This window comes from Streptomyces tubercidicus, from assembly GCF_027497495.1.
Classification (GTDB): domain Bacteria; phylum Actinomycetota; class Actinomycetes; order Streptomycetales; family Streptomycetaceae; genus Streptomyces; species Streptomyces tubercidicus.
This window is the reverse complement of record NZ_CP114205.1, coordinates 3600732-3618118: the sequence shown is the minus strand read 5'-3', so window position 1 is coordinate 3618118 and position 17387 is coordinate 3600732. Positions and strand designations below refer to the sequence as shown.

General features: G+C 69.8%; 16 protein-coding genes and 1 pseudogene. 9 read left to right on the top strand and 8 right to left on the bottom strand.

The genetic code is table 11. From position 1 onward, the window contains the following. Window positions 1-205: 205 nt before the first annotated feature. Window positions 206-1669 (bottom strand): FtsX-like permease family protein, encoded by a 1464-nt coding sequence (locus tag STRTU_RS15600; protein ID WP_159744082.1) that lies wholly within the window; start codon window positions 1667-1669, stop codon window positions 206-208. 2 nt (window positions 1670-1671) lie between these two features. After that, window positions 1672-2451 (bottom strand): ABC transporter ATP-binding protein, encoded by a 780-nt coding sequence (locus tag STRTU_RS15595; protein ID WP_159744081.1) that lies wholly within the window; start codon window positions 2449-2451, stop codon window positions 1672-1674. A gap of 136 nt (window positions 2452-2587) precedes the next feature. Between STRTU_RS15595 and STRTU_RS15590 the strand changes: the two genes are divergently transcribed. Both STRTU_RS15590 and STRTU_RS15585 read left to right on the top strand, forming a co-directional pair. Continuing rightward, window positions 2588-3877 (top strand): sensor histidine kinase, encoded by a 1290-nt coding sequence (locus STRTU_RS15590; RefSeq protein WP_159744080.1) that lies wholly within the window; start codon window positions 2588-2590, stop codon window positions 3875-3877. Next, window positions 3865-4509, top strand: coding sequence for a response regulator transcription factor (locus tag STRTU_RS15585; protein WP_167539156.1), 645 nt, complete (start codon window positions 3865-3867; stop codon window positions 4507-4509). The genes STRTU_RS15590 and STRTU_RS15585 overlap by 13 nt, the downstream gene beginning before the upstream one ends. A gap of 43 nt (window positions 4510-4552) precedes the next feature. Here STRTU_RS15585 and STRTU_RS15580 read toward each other — a convergent pair whose 3' ends face one another. Beyond that, window positions 4553-5740, bottom strand: coding sequence for an erythromycin esterase family protein (locus STRTU_RS15580; protein ID WP_269777362.1), 1188 nt, complete (start codon window positions 5738-5740; stop codon window positions 4553-4555). A gap of 141 nt (window positions 5741-5881) precedes the next feature. Between STRTU_RS15580 and STRTU_RS15575 the strand changes: the two genes are divergently transcribed. After that, window positions 5882-6607 carry a MerR family transcriptional regulator gene (locus STRTU_RS15575; RefSeq protein ID WP_159744079.1) on the top strand — a complete coding sequence of 242 codons (726 nt, stop codon included), beginning with the start codon at window positions 5882-5884 and terminating at the stop codon, window positions 6605-6607. A gap of 57 nt (window positions 6608-6664) precedes the next feature. Here STRTU_RS15575 and STRTU_RS15570 read toward each other — a convergent pair whose 3' ends face one another. Both STRTU_RS15570 and STRTU_RS15565 read right to left on the bottom strand, forming a co-directional pair. Beyond that, on the bottom strand, window positions 6665-7588 hold the full coding sequence (locus STRTU_RS15570; RefSeq protein WP_159744078.1) for a hypothetical protein: 924 nt from the start codon (window positions 7586-7588) through the stop codon (window positions 6665-6667). A gap of 108 nt (window positions 7589-7696) precedes the next feature. Beyond that, window positions 7697-8224, bottom strand: coding sequence for an FAD-dependent oxidoreductase (locus STRTU_RS15565; protein ID WP_246240571.1), 528 nt, complete (start codon window positions 8222-8224; stop codon window positions 7697-7699). Between the two features lie 271 nt (window positions 8225-8495). Between STRTU_RS15565 and STRTU_RS15560 the strand changes: the two genes are divergently transcribed. Then, window positions 8496-9275 (top strand): thioesterase II family protein, encoded by a 780-nt coding sequence (locus STRTU_RS15560; RefSeq protein WP_159744077.1) that lies wholly within the window; start codon window positions 8496-8498, stop codon window positions 9273-9275. Window positions 9276-9322: 47 nt separating this feature from the next. Here the strand turns inward: STRTU_RS15560 and STRTU_RS15555 are convergent, their stop codons facing one another. After that, window positions 9323-9808 (bottom strand): GNAT family N-acetyltransferase, encoded by a 486-nt coding sequence (locus STRTU_RS15555; protein ID WP_159746976.1) that lies wholly within the window; start codon window positions 9806-9808, stop codon window positions 9323-9325. A gap of 519 nt (window positions 9809-10327) precedes the next feature. Between STRTU_RS15555 and STRTU_RS15550 the strand changes: the two genes are divergently transcribed. Continuing rightward, complete coding sequence (locus STRTU_RS15550; protein WP_308789395.1) at window positions 10328-10990, top strand: class I SAM-dependent methyltransferase; 663 nt, start codon at window positions 10328-10330, stop codon at window positions 10988-10990. Between the two features lie 4 nt (window positions 10991-10994). Next, entirely contained in the window at window positions 10995-11510 is a 516-nt protein-coding gene (locus STRTU_RS15545) for a DedA family protein (protein WP_159744075.1), read from the top strand. A 120-nt stretch (window positions 11511-11630) separates the two neighbouring features. Here STRTU_RS15545 and fxlM read toward each other — a convergent pair. Further along, window positions 11631-12971, bottom strand: a pseudogene (fxlM, locus tag STRTU_RS15540) (methyltransferase, FxLD system); the annotation flags it as partial. A gap of 563 nt (window positions 12972-13534) precedes the next feature. On the opposite strand from fxlM, the gene STRTU_RS15535 reads away from it, so the two are divergent. The 3 genes from STRTU_RS15535 to STRTU_RS15525 all read left to right on the top strand — a co-directional run bounded on the left by STRTU_RS15535 (window position 13535) and on the right by STRTU_RS15525 (window position 16621). Next, on the top strand, window positions 13535-14530 hold the full coding sequence (locus tag STRTU_RS15535; protein ID WP_159744074.1) for an alpha/beta hydrolase: 996 nt from the start codon (window positions 13535-13537) through the stop codon (window positions 14528-14530). Next, window positions 14523-15812 (top strand): acyltransferase family protein, encoded by a 1290-nt coding sequence (locus STRTU_RS15530; protein WP_159744073.1) that lies wholly within the window; start codon window positions 14523-14525, stop codon window positions 15810-15812. Before STRTU_RS15535 ends, STRTU_RS15530 begins: the two co-directional genes overlap by 8 nt. A gap of 104 nt (window positions 15813-15916) precedes the next feature. Beyond that, complete coding sequence (locus STRTU_RS15525; RefSeq protein WP_174878873.1) at window positions 15917-16621, top strand: class I SAM-dependent methyltransferase; 705 nt, start codon at window positions 15917-15919, stop codon at window positions 16619-16621. 89 nt (window positions 16622-16710) lie between these two features. Here STRTU_RS15525 and STRTU_RS15520 read toward each other — a convergent pair whose 3' ends face one another. Then, window positions 16711-17286 carry a hypothetical protein gene (locus STRTU_RS15520; RefSeq protein ID WP_159744071.1) on the bottom strand — a complete coding sequence of 192 codons (576 nt, stop codon included), beginning with the start codon at window positions 17284-17286 and terminating at the stop codon, window positions 16711-16713. Window positions 17287-17387: the final 101 nt, after the last annotated feature.

Here is a 17387-nt window from a genome sequence, read left to right as displayed (position 1 = left end):
CGCCAGCGGTTGGGCTGCCGCCCGGTGATCAACCCGCCTCGCTGCGGGAGGGCGGCAACGGTGGTGTTGATGGCCAAGTACGGGTTCGTGTCGGCTTGTTGACCGAGTTCAAGGTTGGTTTCGGCTTGCTGGCCGTGTTCAAGCGGGTGGCCGATCCGCGCACGTGGGGATCGGCCCCTTCTCGCGGGTGGCGCCCCGGTGCGCCTCACTCCGTGCGGGCCACCTGCGAGGGGTGTACGCGCATGACGAGTAGTCCGGGGACGAGGACTCCCAGCAGTCCCAGGCCGGCGCAGCCGAGGGCCACCTGTGTCAGTGCGCTCCACGGCAGGAGGGGCAGGAGATCCGCCGTCGGCAGGGCCAGTCGTGTGGCGAGGCCGGTGAGGGTCACGGCCACTACTGCGGCTGCGGCGGTGAGTCCGCTGAGTACGACGATCGTGGACTCCCAGCCGAGCATGCGCAGCAGTTGACCGCGCGTGCTTCCGGTGAGCCGCAGGACGGCGAACTCCTGCCGGCGCCGACGTGTGGCGAGCAGCAAGGTGTTCAGTATGCCGATGCCGGAGAACGTGATGAGGGGAGCCATGAGGAGGCGCAGGCCCACGGCATTGCGCTGTTGGCGTTTGTCGGCTCGCGCCTGTTGTAGCCGGGTTTCCTTGAGGGGGTGTTCCTTCGCGGCTTCCAGGGCCGCCGGCTCTGTGCTTCGGCTCGACACCGACACCGACACCGACACCACGCTCGGCCGGGAACTCGTCGTCTGTGACACGGAGTTGTGGCACAGCAGCATCGCGCTGAGGCCCGCTGCGATGAGTACGGGGCCGGCCATGGCGGCCACGCGGCGCGTTGCCGCCGCGCTGTTCGCGGCAGCCAGTGTGCCGGAGTAGCGGGAGAGCAGTCGCCCGGGGCCGGAGCTCAGCGCGGCGATCGGGCGTACGAGGAGCGGGATGAGCAGCCAGACGGAGAGGATCAGCAGCAGGCACAGCGCCGTGGCGCCGTTGAGCGCTTCGTGCGGGCCGTTGCGGCGGCCGTACCGGTCCCAGGCCGCCCAGGCGAGCCCGAGCAGGACGAGTGCGCCGATGGCGCGCCCGGTCGGCATCGCGCGCCGCTCCACCTCGGCCTCGCGCAGGGCGGCGATCGGCGAGATCCGCATCGGGCCGTTCGTCGCGGCCCACGCGGCGAGCACGGCGATGCCCGTCGTACACAACACGCCCGCGGCGAAGCCGGGCAGGGACAGGCCGCCCGTGGGGCCGGGCTCCAGTATGTCGTTGCGGATGAGCCAGGACAGCGCGGGCCCGGCCGCGGCCAGGCCGGTGCCCGCGCCCGCCGCGGCTCCGGCGAGAGAGATCACCATGGCCTCGCCGACGATCTCCAGCCGCAGTTGCCGGGGCGTGGCCCCGATGGTCCGCAGTGCCCCGATCTCACGGCGGCGCTGCTGCACCACCAGGGACATCGTGTTGACGACGAGCAGCCAGGCGGTCAGCCCGGACGTGCCGCCCACCAAGCCCAGCAATGACTCGGCCGCTTTCTCGGCGCCGCCGCCGGCGCTCACGTGGTGCACCCGGTCCAGCACCGTCGTCAGCGTGGTGACCAGCGCCGAACTCATCACGACCACCACGAGCACTCCGGCGTACTGCCACAGCCGGGTGCGCAGGGAACCCATCACGAGGAAGAACACCGTCAGACCTCCAGAGCGGCCATGCGAGCCGCGATGGTCTCGGCGGTGATCTCGGTTCCGGTGAGACGGTCCACGAGCCGGCCGTCGGCGAGCACCAGCACCTCGTCCGCCCAGGCGGCCGCCTGCGGGTCGTGCGTCACCATGACCACGGTGGTGCCCCGGTCGTCGACCGCTTTCCGTAGCAGGTTGAGCACTTCACGGCCCGAGGCCCGGTCCAGGGCGCCGGTCGGCTCGTCTGCGAAGACCACCTCGGGGTGGGTGACCAGCGCCCGTGCCAAGGCGGCACGCTGTTGCTGTCCGCCCGATAACTCGGCCGGTCTGCGATGGCGCTTGTCCAACAAGCCCACGTCGGCGAGCAGTTCCTCCAGTCGGCGCGGGTCCGGCCGGCGGCCCGCCAGTCGCAGCGGCAGCGCCACGTTGGCGGCGACGGTCAGAGCGGGGACCAGGTGGAAGTCCTGGAAGACGAACCCGATGCGGTCCCGCCGCAGCAGCGTCAACTGCCGCTCGGAGAGCCCGGCGAGCTCCTGCCCGGCCAGCGTCACCGAGCCGGAGGACGGCCGCTCCAGGCCCGCCGCACAGTGCAGCAGCGTGGATTTCCCGGAGCCCGAAGGACCCATCACGGCCGTGAAAGAGCCGCTGGGGATGGTGTGGTTGATGCCGTGCAGGGCGGTGACCGCCTGCCGGCCCGTTCCGTGCGCCTTGTGCAGGGACCGCAGGTCGACGGCGGGATTCCTGGTGGGCACCTGCCTGTGGACGGTGTGCGACGGCTGTGTTGTGTTCATGGGGCGAGTCAAGCTTTCCCGGGGCACGATGTCGGTGGAGCGAGCTGGACAGCCGGGGTAGAGCGCGGTCTACCTTTGCTCCACTCTTCTGCCGGTGCAGGGTGAAGAGACGGCCGCGAGGGCGGGTGGGGGACGGATGGATGTCCGGCAGCAGTACGAGGCGGCATGCGGACGATTACGCAGCGGGAGCGCGCGGCTGGCCCGGTCGGTGCTCTATCTGGCGTGCGGCTTCCCCGTGGGACTGGTGTGGCTGGTCTGCTGCGTGGTTCTGCTGGGGCTGGGCCTGGCGACAGCGCTGTTCCTCGTGGGCATTCCGCTGATCGCCGCCGTGCTGCTGTCGGGCATCCCGCTGGGTGTGGTCGAGCGGGCCCGGCTGCGGATGTTCACCGGCACCGCCGTTCCCTCACCGCACGCCCCGGCCTCCGGCCGCAGTCCGCGCGCCTGGCTCCGGCAGCGGGCGACCGAGCCTGCGACGTGGTGGGAGCTGGCCTACGCGGTGGCCCACTGCGCGCTGTCGTACTGCGACTTCGTCCTGGTGACGGGAAGCCTGACGCTGTCCCTGGCACTGCTCGCCGCACCGCTTCTGCGCCGCTTCACCCCGGACGGTCAGGTGCACATGGCGGTCTTCCAGGCGTACTCGGACACGCAGGCCCTCGTGTTGGTGCTGTGCGGCACCGTCCTGCTCGCCCTGACATATCTGACGCTGACCAGGTACGCGGCCGCCCGTGCCCGACTGGCCACGTGTGTTCTGACGAAACGCCACAGTGCCGCCGGAGTCGATCAGGATCAGGACGAGCGAATCGGCCACCTTGTCCGGTCCCGGGCCCGCATCCTGGACGCCTACGACGCGGAGCGCCGCCGGATCGAGCGCGATCTGCACGACGGTGCCCAGCAGCGCCTCACCGGCCTGATCATGACGCTCGGTCTCGCGCGGCTGGAGCTCGCCGAGGGCGACAGCGCCGCCCGCGAACTCGTCGACAAGGCTGCCGAGGAGGCGCGGACGACCCTCCGGGAACTCCGGGAACTCGTCCACGGCATCTACCCCGCGACGCTCACCGACCGGGGCCTGTCCGCCGCGCTGGTCGAGCTGGCGGAAGACGCCGTCCTGCCGGTGGAGACCGATGTCGCGCTGGCCGAGCGTCCGCCGGAGGCCGTGGAGGCGGCAACGTACTTCGTGGCCTGCGAGGCGATGGCCAACGTCACCAAGCACAGCGCCGCCACCGAAGGCCGGCTGTCGCTGCGCCGCACGGGCACCGGGCTCGTTCTGGAGGTGCGCGACAATGGCGTCGGTGGCGCCGACGCGGAGTCCGGGACCGGTCTGCTGGGGCTCGCGGACCGGGTCGCGGTCTTCGGCGGCACCGTTCATCTGTCGAGCCCGGCCGGCGGCCCGACCCTCTTGCATGTGGAGATTCCGTGCGGATCGTGATCGCGGAGGACTCCTCCCTGCTCAGGGAGGGCCTGGTACAGATCCTCAGTAAATTCGGCCATCACGTCGTCGCCGCGGTCGACAATGCGCCGTCCCTCATCGCCGCGGTGCGGGAACACCGTCCCGATCTCGCCCTGGTGGACGTGCGGCTGCCGCCGGGCTTCAAGGACGAGGGCCTGCGCGCGGCCATCGCCCTGCGCGCGGAGAGCCCCGGCCTCGGCGTGCTGGTGCTCTCGCAGTACCTGGACGCGGACTACGCGGCGGAATTGCTGGAGACGCATTCCTCCGGAGTGGGATACCTGCTCAAGGACCGGGTGGGCGATATCCCGGAATTCCTCGGCTCGGTGCAGCGGGTGGCCGACGGCGAGACCGTCATGGACACGGAAATCGTCCGCCGGCTGCTGGGCCGTCGCAGGGGACGGTCCTCGGTGCAGAGTCTGACGCGGCGGGAGAAGGAGGTCCTGGCGCTGATGGCGGAGGGCCGCTCCAACGCCTCCATCGCGCGCTCCCTGTCCGTCAGCCAGGCAGCGGTGTCGAAGCACATCGGGAACATCTTCGACAAGCTCGGCCTGCCCGAGAGCGGCACCGATCACCGCCGCGTCCTGGCTGTTCTGGCCTATCTGCGGCAGTGACACCGGCGCGGGCCGGTGGGCGCCGCTCTCGGCCGGTGCTTCTTCATGTGCTCTGTGCGGCGGTGCCGGTGTTGATGTGGAGGAGGGCGTCGGCGGTGTCGAGGGTTGGTTGGTCGAGGGGGAAGTAGCCCTGTTGGGGGGTGGTGTCGGTGCGGGGGTGGGCGGGAGGGAGTGTGGTGGTGGGGGTGAGGCCCCAGGTGGTGGTGTGGTGTTGGAGGTAGGACTCGTAGGTGTGGGGGGCGGGGGCTTGGAGGCCGAGGGCTTGGCTGCGGCCGAGGCTGCCGGCGATGACGGTGTAGTGGTCGCCCCGTAGTGAGGCGAGGATGGCGCCGGCGCCGAACCAGGTGGTGTCCAGCGCTCCCAGGGACCAGTGGCTCGGGGTGCGTTGTAGGTGGAGGTTGTGGGCGAAGACCAGGGTCGGGCCCCGTTGGGCCTCGGTGTCGCGGATGTCGAGGAGGTTTTGGGCCATGAGGGCGTCGCGGGTGGCGAGCAGGCGGGAGACCCGGGCGCTCTCCTCCAGGGGCTGGGCTGACTGCTTGTGATAGCGCAGCAGGCCGAGGCCGGCGGTGAGGTGGGTCTTGGCCCGGTGCCACTCGGCGAGGGAGGTGGTGGCGATCAGCCTCGGGGCGCGGGTGTGGAGCGAGGTGAGCAGGTCGTCCGCGAGGGTGCGCAGTTTTTCGGCCTCGGGCGTTGCGCCGGGGGACATGGAGGGGTCGGTGATGGCTTCGGTGCGGCTCCAGCGTTCGTCGTCGCCTGTGAGGCCGGCGAGGTCGAAGTCGCTGTCGAAGCCGGTGTCGAAGGTGAGGTCAAGGGCCAGGTAGTTGGCGGCGTATTCGAGGTAGGGGCGGGGGCTGGGGGCCTGAGTGTTCTCCAGTGGGGCGTCGAAGCCGTGGAAGGTGAGTCGTTCTGCTGGGGGGCGGGTCCGGTTGTACTCGCGGATCCAGGTGACCAGTTCGCGGTTGGCGGCCAGCTTTCCGAAGCCGTGGGAGAAGCCGTCGGCCATCACCGTGTCGAGGGTTCCGGTGCCCTCCTGGACGTAGTCGTTCACGGCGAGTGCGGCGACGCGATCGGTTTCGAGGGCGATCGAGCGGAAGCCGAGGTCGACGAGTTGGGCGAAGAGTTCGTTGCGGACCTGTCCGAAGGCCGGTTCCTGGTGGGTGGGTTCACCGAGCGCCAACAGTTCGCATGACGCGGTCACGAAGTTCCGGATGTCCTGAGTCATGGTCATCATGGGCCTCAAGCGTATCTTTGAAAGTACGGTTGAGGGTTTTGCGATGTGGGTGGGGGTGGGTTGGGGGTTTGGGCGGGGATGATTTGGGGTTGTGGGGGGTTGGGGTGGGGGTAGAGTTTCAAAGCGGGGATAGATGGGGGGATGGTTGTGCGGCCGGCCGATCTTGCACGTGAGCACGGTATTTCCACTCAGGCGGTGCGCAACTACGAGCGGGATGGGTGCCTTCCGCCTGCGGAGCGGACGCGTAGTGGGTACCGGATCTATACCGAGGCGCATGCGGAAGCGCTGCGTGCCTATCTCTCGCTCGTCCCGGGGTATGGCTATGCGGCCGGCGGCCAGATCATGAACGCGGTGCACCGGGGTGAGATCGACGAGGCTTTGACGATCATCGATCGGGGGCATGGTCAGTTGCTCCGTGACCGGGAGACCCTGGAGGCGGTGCGCAGGGCGGTGGATCACCTGACGGTGGAGTCCGAGGCCGGTTCGGCGCCTTCGGCGGAGCGTGCCACCCGTACCGTAGGTGAGCTTGCCCATCAGCTCGGTGTCACTCCGGCGACCTTGCGCAACTGGGAAGCCGTCGGGATCGTCGTGCCCGCGCGCGACCCCGTCACCGGGTACCGCGTTTTCCGCGCGAGCGATATCCGTGATGCCGAGCTTGCCCATCTGCTCCGACGCGGCGGCTATCCGCTGGAACACATCGCCACCGTGGTCCAGCAGATCCGCACGGCCGGCGGCACCGACAGCCTGTCGCAGGCCCTGGACGACTGGCGACAAAAGCTCACGGAGCGGGGGCTGGCCATGCTCGACGCCGCCACTCATCTCAGCCGCTATCTGGGGCTGATCGACGGGCCTGATCGACGGGCCTGATCAACGGGAGCTGACCCGCCCCCACAGCGGCGTCAACAGCCTCCGTGCCCGCCGCAGTTAGACGCTGGCGGTGTCTTCGGACGCCGATGTGTCCCGGTGGGGCCGAGGGGTTCCGATGGAGCCCGAGCGGGTGCTGTAGAACACCGAGCTGTGTGAGCCGTGCAGGTGCATGGTCGTGGAATCGCCGGTGAGGGATTTCCTGAATTCCCTGATGATGGCGCGGATGGCGGCGGGGAGAATCAGCAGAGTGGCGGCAAGCAGCAGGAGCTGGATGAGGGATCCCGCCAAGGCTCCGATACCTCCGAATACGGAGAGGATCGGTGGAGCTGAGATGAGGGAGAGAGCGAGTGCGAGAAACGCTGTGACGCGCTGGGCGTCGCTCGTGGTGCCCTCGGGGGACTTTTCGCGGAACTGTACGTCGCCCTCGTCATTGTGCGAGTGCGGACGCTTCCAGTTCTTGGCCTCGTTTCCGGCTACCAGGAGCTCGATGGATACTTCCTGGTCAACCTCAAGGTGGGCGATGTGGCAGAGCAGGCCGGCGCTGGTGTCCCCGGTGTCGTGAGGCAGCAGGGAGGCGCCGAGTTCCTCTTCGGGTTCCGGGGAGAAGTGGGATTCCAGGACTTCTGAATCGCCGGGAAAGCGGAACCGGATCTTATGGTCCTTGATGACCTTGTTGCCGGTGTTCTTGAGCTTGACCTTGATGGCGCACAGATCGCTGACATTCCGGCCGCCGTAAGATATGCCCACCTTCTGCTGGAAGTCCCGGTCAATGGAGACGATGCTGGACTGGGTGCGGGCTTCCCAGGTGATGCGCTTGACCGGTTCGCGCCGGGAATTCAAGTACCAGACGAGCAGGGTGACGCAAGCGGTGATCGCCGAACCCACGAGTGCCGGGGGTGCCCACCCAGGGAGGGCGTGGGAGCTCTGTTCCGCGAGATAAGCGACCTGCATCGTCGTTCCCCGTTCTGTGGCCGCCGTCATGGCGGAGGGTCACTTTAACGAGGTGGCGGGAGACGGGTGGGTGTGTTTGGCGAAACGTCCCCCTGCTCACCCGGTCCTCCCCCCCGGCCCCCACCGGAGGAATAGACATCAGGGTCTTGTAGTGCCCCTTCGGGTGAGGTTTGAGCTGCCAGTAGCGGCCGGTGCGTTCGTTGAGCAGGACCGTGCCGTCGTCGATGTCGGTGGCAACCACGTCAGGGTGCAGGCGCAGGGGCATCGTCGGACCTCCAAGCGCATGCCGTCAGCGCCGACCATCAGGCGGGCGTGCTCCTCCGTGGTCGCGCCGTCGGAGGTACGGCAGCGCACCCCGGTGGCCTGGCCCTCGTCGTCGGACAGCACCTCGGTCACGGTGCGGCCCTGGCGGAACTCCATGCCCGAGGCGACCGCGGCGTCCGCGGCGTCCGCGAGGATCTCGTCCAGCAGATAGCGGCGCGGGGCGTACGCGGCGCGGTGGCCGTCGACCGGGATCGAGCAGCCCTCGATACGGATGTCCGCGATCCGGTAGACGGCCCGGTCCAGCGGCGGGCAGCCGGTGGCGATCACCTTGTCGAGCACGCCCCAGCGCCGCAGCAGGGCCACCCCGGGCCCCGGCCGCCCGGTCGAGCCGGCCGTCGGCATCGCCGGACGGAGTCGACTCCCTGCCCCCCGCTCGTGACCCGCCGGGCGGGCCGTCTACCTGCTCAAGCACGCTAGGGAGAGCGGCAATCGGGGCGTCATTGTGTCGTCATTACCGCCCGGTTCGCGGGGGCGGAGGCGGGCGACGGTGCCCTGATACGGCGGCTGATACGGCGTCGATAGGGGCGCCCGGTACCGTTTCCGGCCGCGTCCGGCCCCGGTCGTACCTCCCGGTGCCGTCTCTCCCGGCGCTGTCTCTCCCGAAGGGTTGAACATGACTGTTTCCCGAGCCGTGAAGGGCTCGTATCGCGCCCTGGACCAGGAGTGGTTCCGCCGTCCCCGGCCGGTGGCCGACCCCCGGCTGCGGCTGGTCTGCTTTCCGCACGCGGGGGGCGCGGCCAGCTTTTTCCGGGACTGGCCGCAGTGGCTGCCGGCGGATATCGAGGTGGCCGCGGTCTGTTATCCCGGCCGGGAGGACCGGATAGCGCTGCCCGCCGTCGAGACGATGGACGTGCTCGCCGACCGCATCGCCGAGGAGCTGGTGCCCGCCCTGGACCGGCCACTCGCGTTCTTCGGGCACAGCATGGGCGCCTCGGTCGCGCATGAGGTGGCGATGCGGATCGAGCGGCGCCACGGGCGGGTGCTGCGGCGGCTGCTGGTCTCCAGCCGCGGCGCACCGTCCCGGCTGCGGCCGTCCGGGATCTCCCGGGAGAGCGATGAGGTGCTGGTGCGGAATGTGAAGGGGCTCGGCGGTACGTCCTCCGGCGCCCTGGACCACCCCGATCTGCGGGAGCTGCTGCTGCCTGCCATCCGCGCCGACTACCGGCTGATCGACGACTACCGTCCGGCCGATCCGCCGCCCCGGATCGCGGTGCCGGTGACCGCGCTGCTCGGCGACCGTGACCCGCATGTCCAGGAGGCGGACATGCGGGCCTGGGCCGAGGTGACCGAGGGGGACTTCGGGCTGCGGATCCTGCCCGGTGACCACTTCTACCTGCTGGCGCAGGCGCCCTCTCTGGTGGGCGAGGTGGGCAGGCTGCTCGCCGGCGGCTAGCGCTCTGACCGCGTAGGTTCGCCGGGTTGCCCGGCCTGTCTGGACCCTCAGGCGGGTGGAACCCGGCGGGCAGGAACCTCGAAGACGAGTTCGAGACCATCCTCCTCGTCCCACTGCTCTCCGACCTCAACGAAGCCGAAGCCCGAGATCGTGGCCAGGGATGCCACGTTGTCGGGGCTGATCGTCGCCCGCACAGTTGTGACTGCGGTATCGGCTGCTGCCCGGCGGAGCAACTCGATCAGCGCGGATCGGGCGTATCCCTGGCGACGGAAGTCGGGAGCAATGGAGTAGCCGATCTCGACCATGCCGACCTCATCAGGCGGTCCGTGGAACCCGGCATGTCCGACGACGAGACCCTTGTCGCCGACGACCGCCTGCCGCACCATCCACCGCGCATGGACGGGATCGGCGGCCATCTGGTCGAGCCGGAACTGCCACAGCCACCGTGCTCCATCGGTCACGAAGTACTCGGTCAGCGAGACCCCGGCCACCCTGCTGGCTTCGGACAGGTCTCCATCGAGCAATGCGGACATCGCCCCGCCGGGCAGCTCGACAAAATGCACACGTTTCGGGCTCCGCGTGAACGGCCCCCAGCAGTCGGCTTCATCTGTCACCTGCGGATGCTCGCCCACCAACCCAAAGGGCGTCCAACGATTTCGAAGCCGCCCGCAGCCACCCCGCGACGTCATCCACCACCACGGCCCACCCCGGTGAACCTTCCCGGACAGAACACCTAGCTCTCAGGGCGGGTGCCCGTCCATCCAGAGGATGACGCCGGGGCCAGTCATGGCACTCCAGGACCGTCCGGCTTTGGGGTCCTCTGGGGGAGGACGGCTATGAGCCGCGCATTCGAGGATGGGGACATCGAATCCTCCGTCCCTCTTCCAGGAACCCCTTCTTCCAGGAGACCCCTTGCCCGCAAAAAAGGGCGGTTTACCGCATATGACGGCTTCGCCGCCTCCTCCTCACAGAAATTCCCTTTCCTTATGAACGAGAACACTGCTCACCACCGCCTCCGGACTCGGCGTGCGACCGAAGGCTGGACCTTCTTGGTGGAATCGATACGGCACCACCGCACGGTCGGCTCCGTCGCCCCCAGCAGTAAGTCGCTGTCCAACCTGCTGGCCAACCCGTTGCTGGAACGAGCGCCGCGCAGTTCGAACGTCCTGGAAGTCGGCGCAGGTACCGGCTCGGTCACACGAGTTCTGCTGCCCCGAATACCCCGGGGAAGCCGGCTGGACATCGTGGAAGCCAACGCCCAGTTCGCCGAGCATCTGCGTGAGCTGGTTCGCGGGTACCCGAACCTGGGGGAACAGCAGGAGCGCATACGCGTCCACGACATCGGTGTCGAACAGCTCGCCACCGACCGCCGCTATGACGTGATCGTCTCCGGCCTGCCGTTCTCCAACTTCTCCCCCCGGCAGGTGGACGACATCATGGGCCGCTACTTCGATCTGCTCCGTCCCGGGGGCACACTCACCTACTTCTCCTATTGCGGCAGTCGCTGGGTCCGCGCCTTGCTGACATCCCGCCCGGAGGCTCGCCGTCAACGCGAGGTCAAAGACCTGCTGCACCACTATCACCGCCGTTACGCGGTCGGTTGCTGGACCGTGTGGGGAAATCTGCCACCCGCGATGGTGTGGCAACTGCGCCGGCCGCTCGATGCCGTCAACCAGTCCGAGGTGCTGACCGCCCGGCCGCCTATCGCGATTTAGCGCAATGGACAGCCTCGCCGCCCTGCTCAGCACCATTCCCCCTGCCGCCGCGTATGCGGTGCTGGCCGCAGCAATTATTGGAGAATCCATATTGCTGGTGGGTGCCTTCATTCCCACCCTCGTTCTCATGCTCACCGCGGGAGCCCTGGCCCGTACCGGCAGCTTGAACCTGTGCGGGGTCATCGCGGTTGCCGCCGGCGCCGTCATGATCGGGGACGCTCTCGGCCACCGAACCGGCCACCTGCTGGGCAAGCGCCTCCGGACCGCGCAGCTCGGCCGCCGCATACCCGCCTCGGCCTGGCAGCGAGCCGAAACCCTCATGAACAAGCGCGCCGGCCAAACCCTCCTGATCTTCCGCTTCATCCCTGTGATGCGGACCGTTGCCCCGCACATGGCCGGCGTCACTGGCCTGACGTACCGCCACATCGCCCCGTACAGCGCCCTGGGCTCGGTCGCCTGGGCCTGCGTGGAAAGCGGCGCGGGCTACACGGCAGCCTTCTCCCTCCAGCACGTCACGTGAGGGAGGAGCCCTGCTCGTATGACGTGCTCCTCCGCAATGAGGCGCATACCCGGTCCGGAACCGGGCAACGAGCGGGAAGCGCCGTGCCATGAGGCCGCGCGGGCACCGCCCCGCAGGGCGTCACTGCCAGTCGACGACGATGCGGTTCAACGGGGTGTCGAGAGCGAAGAGGCCGGGGCGCTGCTCAATCGCAGGGGCGTCGAGGGGCTGAAGCTCGAACGTCGCCGCACGACCGCGGTAGTCGCGGTCCCAGGTGCGGATGGCGTCCGCGACCGTCGCAGCCAACTCGTCACTGCCGGGGCCGTGACCGATGACGCCGAACTCCCAGAGCCTGCCACCCTCGGGGGTCTTCTTCTCCGACAGGCGGCGCGCAAGGTAGGCGACGGCCCCCTTGTCGACAGCCGCGGCCGACGAGGGATAGGGGTCGTCGCTGAGGAGTGTGCCCTTGGCGCTCTGCGGGAACAGCATCCGAATCAGCCCGGACGGCACGGAGCAGCTGACGAACAACTCCATCCACTCCGGCGACTCCATGGCGTGGACCGTCATCCCGGTCCACTCCTCCGTACGCGGTTGACCGAGGACTCCGGAGAGGGCGCCGGCGTCGATGTGCTGCCCGGCGTGAGCCTGGAGCCGTACGGTTCCGTCCGCACTGAGCGGGATGACACGACGGCCATCGTCGGCAATGCCGCGCCGCAGCGGCATGAAGGTGTTCATCTCGCTGCCGAGGGACACCCACCGGCCATCGCGCTGCTCATAGGCGACGGAGCGAGCCACAGAACCTTTGAGGCGCTGCGGAACGAGGAGCCGACCCCCGGGAGCGAGCTGATCGAGCCAGGCGCGCGGGACGCCGTGCGCGCCAACAGTGGCGATGATGCGGTCGTACGGTGCACCCTCGGCGTGGCCGAGGGCCCCGTCACGGGTCAGTGCCTCGACATTGGTGCAGCCGGCGGCCGACAGGTGCGCGCGGGCTCCCTGCACGAGGTCGTCGTCGACGTCGATGGTGGTGACGTGGCCGCTGTCGCCGACCAAGTGAGCGAGCAGAGCGGCGTTGTAGCCGGTGCCGGCGCCGATTTCGAGGATGCGCTCGCCTGGCTGTGCCTGAAGCTGGTCCAGCATGAGGGCGACGACGACCGGCTGGGAGGCACAGGAGATCGATGTGCCGTCGGAGTCGTACTTGATGGGCACCGGCGAGTTTGCGTAGGCATCTTCAAGCGAAGCGCCGGGCACGAACTTGTGACGGGGCACGGTGCGCAGTGCCCTCTCCACATCGGGCGTACGGGCATGTCCGTCCGCGCGGATCTGGTCGACCAGGGCGTTGCGCAGTCGTTCGGCGTCGGCCTCGGGGATGGCGATTGCGTCGGTATTCACCGCCCTGACGCTAGAGGTCTCGGCTGTTCCCCCGGTGGGCGACGCGGTGTTGTCACTCGATCCCATGGCTTCCTCTCGCGCGATGTTGGACATGCGGTACTCGTGACGCAGAGGCGGGCGAGTGACGACGACGGCCCCCGCCGCTTGGCGAGGGCTGGTCCGCGCGTTCGGCCAGCTCCTCTTGAGTCCGCCCGCCTCTCGCAGACTGCGTAAGCGCGCTCCGTAGGCCGCTTGAGGGGAGGCGTCCGGGTTCAACTCGTTGAAATCCGGCGCCACCACCCACCCTGCCATTCCCGCTCCCGCGCCGGCCCTTATCGCCCGCACCGCTTTAGAGTTCCCCGCCGCTACCCACCTAGCTCACCGGCCCGTATTCGCCCACCACTTGGGCAACCAGGACTGGGTCTGACGCAGGACGGCGGGGCGGCAGGATGGCGGGAGGGCGGGGCGCCAGGACGCCAGGACGCCAGGACGCCAGGACGGCAGGACGGCGGGGAGCCCAAGACCCGCTCGCCGGGCCGGCCTTGCCGCCCGCGCCACGTAGCCGACCCCCTACCTGAGAGCTACCGCCAAGTCCGCCCCGCGGCGTGATTTATTCGGCCCGTCCCGTCACTAACCTCCTTCTGGGTTCCCGGAACGAACAGGAAGGACGACCGGCGATGCGCGCTGCACGTCTCAGGCGTGGACTGGCGATGGCTCTCACCGCGTGCTCCATCGTGGTGACGGTCGCCGCCGCGGCACGGTCCACCGTGCCGGGTACGCCGGTGCAGTCCCGGCTCCCAGCGCTGCGGCCGGACACCCTGGCGGCGCGGTACGCGGCCAACCACCGCTTCATCACCGCGTCCCGGCGCGCGGCCCACGACATGGGTGACGACGGCCGGGCCGGAGTCCTCGGCCGGCTGGCCCGGAAGGACCGGCACTTCCTCTCCTTCAGTCCGCGTGGCGACGGCCAGGTCGTCGAGGTGCTCGGCGACCTGGCCCACGCCGACCGGATCGCCGTCGTGGTGCCCGGCTCGGACACCACCGTCGACACCTTCGATCAACTGGGCACCGTCTACGCCTCGTTGCACGGCGGCGCCGGTGCGCTGCACGCCGAGATGACGAAGCTCCAGCCGGACCGGAAGACCGCGGTGGTGGCCTGGTACGGCTACCCGGCGCCCCGCACGATGAGCCGGGACATCGTCTCCACCGACCGCGCACTGGACGGCGGACGCCGACTGGCCGGGCTGGTCGGGGACTTGCGGAAGGTGAACGCCTCGGCCCCGGTGTCCCTGCTCTGTCACTCCTACGGCTCCGTGGTGTGCGCGACCGCCCTGCGCCGTATGGACGCGCCGGAGGAGTCCTCCCTCGCGGATGTGGTGCTCTTCGGCAGCCCCGGCACGGGCGTACGCTCCCGGGCCGGACTCCGCACCCGCGTCCCGGTCTGGGCGGGCCGGGGAGCGACCGACTGGATCGAGGGCGTCCCCCACGTCAGCCTCGATCTGCTGGGCGAACAGGTCGGGTTCGGCACCGACCCCGTCACCGAAGCGTTCGGCGCGCGGATCTTCCCCGCGGGCCCCGGCAGCCACAGCGACTATCTCCGCCCCGGCGGACTCCCGCTGCGCAACATATCCCTGATCGCGCTCGGCCGGGGCACGGAGGTCTCCGATGACTGACCTGGAACTGCGCCCGCCGTCCCCGGTCCGGCAGCCACCGCTGCCCACCGCCCCGCTGCGCCCCCTTCCCGTACGGCGCACCCCCTGGCAGGCCGTCCACACGGCGGTGCTGCGCATCGACGCGGAGACCCCGGCGGACCGCGACCGGGCGGCGGATGTGCTGCGCGCACTGGCCATCACGGGAGTGGTCCTGGGCCATTGGCTGGTGAGCGGCGTCGTCCTCCAGGCGGGCGGCCATCTGGTCGGGGGCAGCCCGCTCGGGCGCCGGCCCGAACTCGCCCCGGCGACCTGGATACTCCAGTCCCTGGCCGTGTTCTTCCTGGTGGGCGGCCGGGTCAGCGCCCGCGGCTACACGGCGGCGCTGGCCCTTGGAACCGGCTACCGGACTTGGCTGACCCAGCGGCTGGCCGGCCTGCTCCGCCCCGCGACGGCGTTCGCCCTCACCTGGGGGCTGGTGTGGCTGGGCCTGGTGCTCGCCGGCACGGCGCACGAGACGATCCACACGCTGATGTGGCTGGCGTACTCCCCCTTCTGGTTCCTCGGCGTCTACGCGCTGCTGCTCGCCGCAACTCCACTGGTGCACAAGGCTGGAGCCCGTATCGCCGTGGCGGCCTGTCTGGTCGTGGCCGCGCTGGACGCCTCGCGGCTGCTGTCCGCGGACAGCGGCTGGACCGACACCCTCCGCCTGCTGAACATCCCGGCGGGCTGGCTGGTCCCGTACTGCCTCGGCGCGGTCTGGGCGGCCGGCGGGTTCACCCGGCGCCGGTCCGCGCTGGCGCTGCTGCTCGGCGGCGGCGGTGCCATGGCGGCCCTGGTCCTCTGGGGCGGCTACCCCGCGAGCATGGTCGGCGTCCCGGGCTCCACGCTCTCCAACCTCAGCCCGCCCACCCTCGCGGCGGTCGCCTTCGGCCTGGCCCAGGCGGGCGCGGCCCTGCTGCTGCGCGCCCCGCTGCGCCGGGCGGTGACCGCTCCGGCCGCCACGGGACCGGCGGCGACGCCCCGGAGCCGCGCGACCCCGGCCCAGTTCCTCTGGGCGGCCGTGGCGCTGCTCAACCTCTCGGCCGTCACGGTCTTCCTCTGGCACCAGACCGCGATGCTCACCACCACCCTCATCCCCCTGGGCCTGGGGCACATCCTCACCGGCCTGCACACCAGCCCCGATTCCCCGGGCTGGATCGCGGCGCGATGCGGATGGCTCGCGGTGTTCGCGCCGGTCCTCGCCGTACTGGTGACGGCAGTCCGCGACCGGGATGCCCGTCGCGCGAACCAAACCAATAACTGAACAATAACGAGATATGAGAAGGTAGTTCGCCGCCGCGTCGGCCCGTGGAAGCCCCGCTGTCCGCACGTCAGCACCACCGCACTCGTCTCCCCTCCGGAGGATTGATGTCCACCCTCACGCTCGAATCCATAAGCGCGCTCTACGTCAAGTACGCGGACGACTTGCGGGCGGTGCGCGACGCACAGCGGAAGTTCCTGCTGGACAACAAGGACACGGTGAAGGCCCAACTCGACGACTACGAGGCGGAGATCACCTACCTGCTGCTGCGTGACCTCGCTCCCGAGGTCGTCGTGGAGATCGGCACCTTCCGCGGCTGGTCCACCACCTGGATCCTGAGCGCGCTGCGCGACAACGGCACCGGCCACCTGTACTCCTTCGACATCGTCGACAACGTCGTGAAGAACGTGCCGGCCGAACTCTCCGAGGGCCGCTGGACGTTCACCAAGGGCGATCTGCGCGACAACATCGCCAAGGTCCCCGCGGAGACCGACTACCTCTTCATCGACGCTGACCACGGCGCCCGCTTCGCGCGCTGGTACATCGAGAACCTCTTCCCGGTGGTCCGCCCCGGGACCCCCACCAGCGTCCACGACGTCTTCCACGGCCGCCGCCCGAAGCCGATGAGCGAGGGCTCGGTCGTGATCAAGTGGCTGGCCGAGCAGAACGTCGAATTCTTCACCCCGTCGGTGGCGAAGGCCCCCGACGTGACGGCGCGCCTGGCCGAGGTGAAGAAGGAACTGAACCTCAGCGAGCCGGTCCGCGAGAGCCGCCACAACCCGATGATCTACTTCAACCTTCCGCAGGGCTGAGGCCGTAGCGGTACCTCACGAAGTCCCCCATCTCGGCGGAGGTGGGGGACTTTGGTATTGCCGGGCCCGGGGCTGCGGAGCCGGTGGGGCTACGGGAGCTGGTGCACGAAGGCGATCACGAAGAGCAGGCCGAGGAGACAGGCCAAGGCCGCGGTGGGCAGCGCCCAGGCGGGGCGGCGCTCGCCGCGCAGCGGGGCCGTCGCATGGCGGTTCAGCCGGGTGAGGCCGGTCAGTATGACCAGCGCGAGGGCGACACAGGGCAGCGATACGGCGAAGTGCGCCAGCCAGGCACCGGCCAGCGAGGGACCGCCCCAGTCGTTGACGTGCGGAGTTTGGTCGACGAACCCGTACAGCGGCCCCCGCGCGATGGCCAGGGCGAGCGCACCGGCCAGCAGCAGGGCGACGACGCCGAGAAGTATGGTCAGCGCGCCGTGGAACACCAGCCGGGCAACGCCTGGGGAGGGCGTGCCGAGCGGCAGCGGCCCGGCGCGCAGCCACCGCCGCCGGGCGGCTTCCCGGTGACCGGTGAGGGTGGAGCAGAGCGCCAGGGCCCCGGCGGGGAACAGGGTCACCGCGAGACCGGCGTGCCGGGCCGCCTCGGCCGGCCGGGGCGGGCCCGACGCGCTGTCCGGGGGCCGCGCGGCGGCAGGGTGTCGGTTCGTCATGCCAGGACCGTAGGTACGCCCCGCGCTCCCCGCGTCACTCCCCGGCGGTGTCTTGGCACCCGTACCGCAGTAGGGCGCCGGCTACGGCCGATCGGCTTACG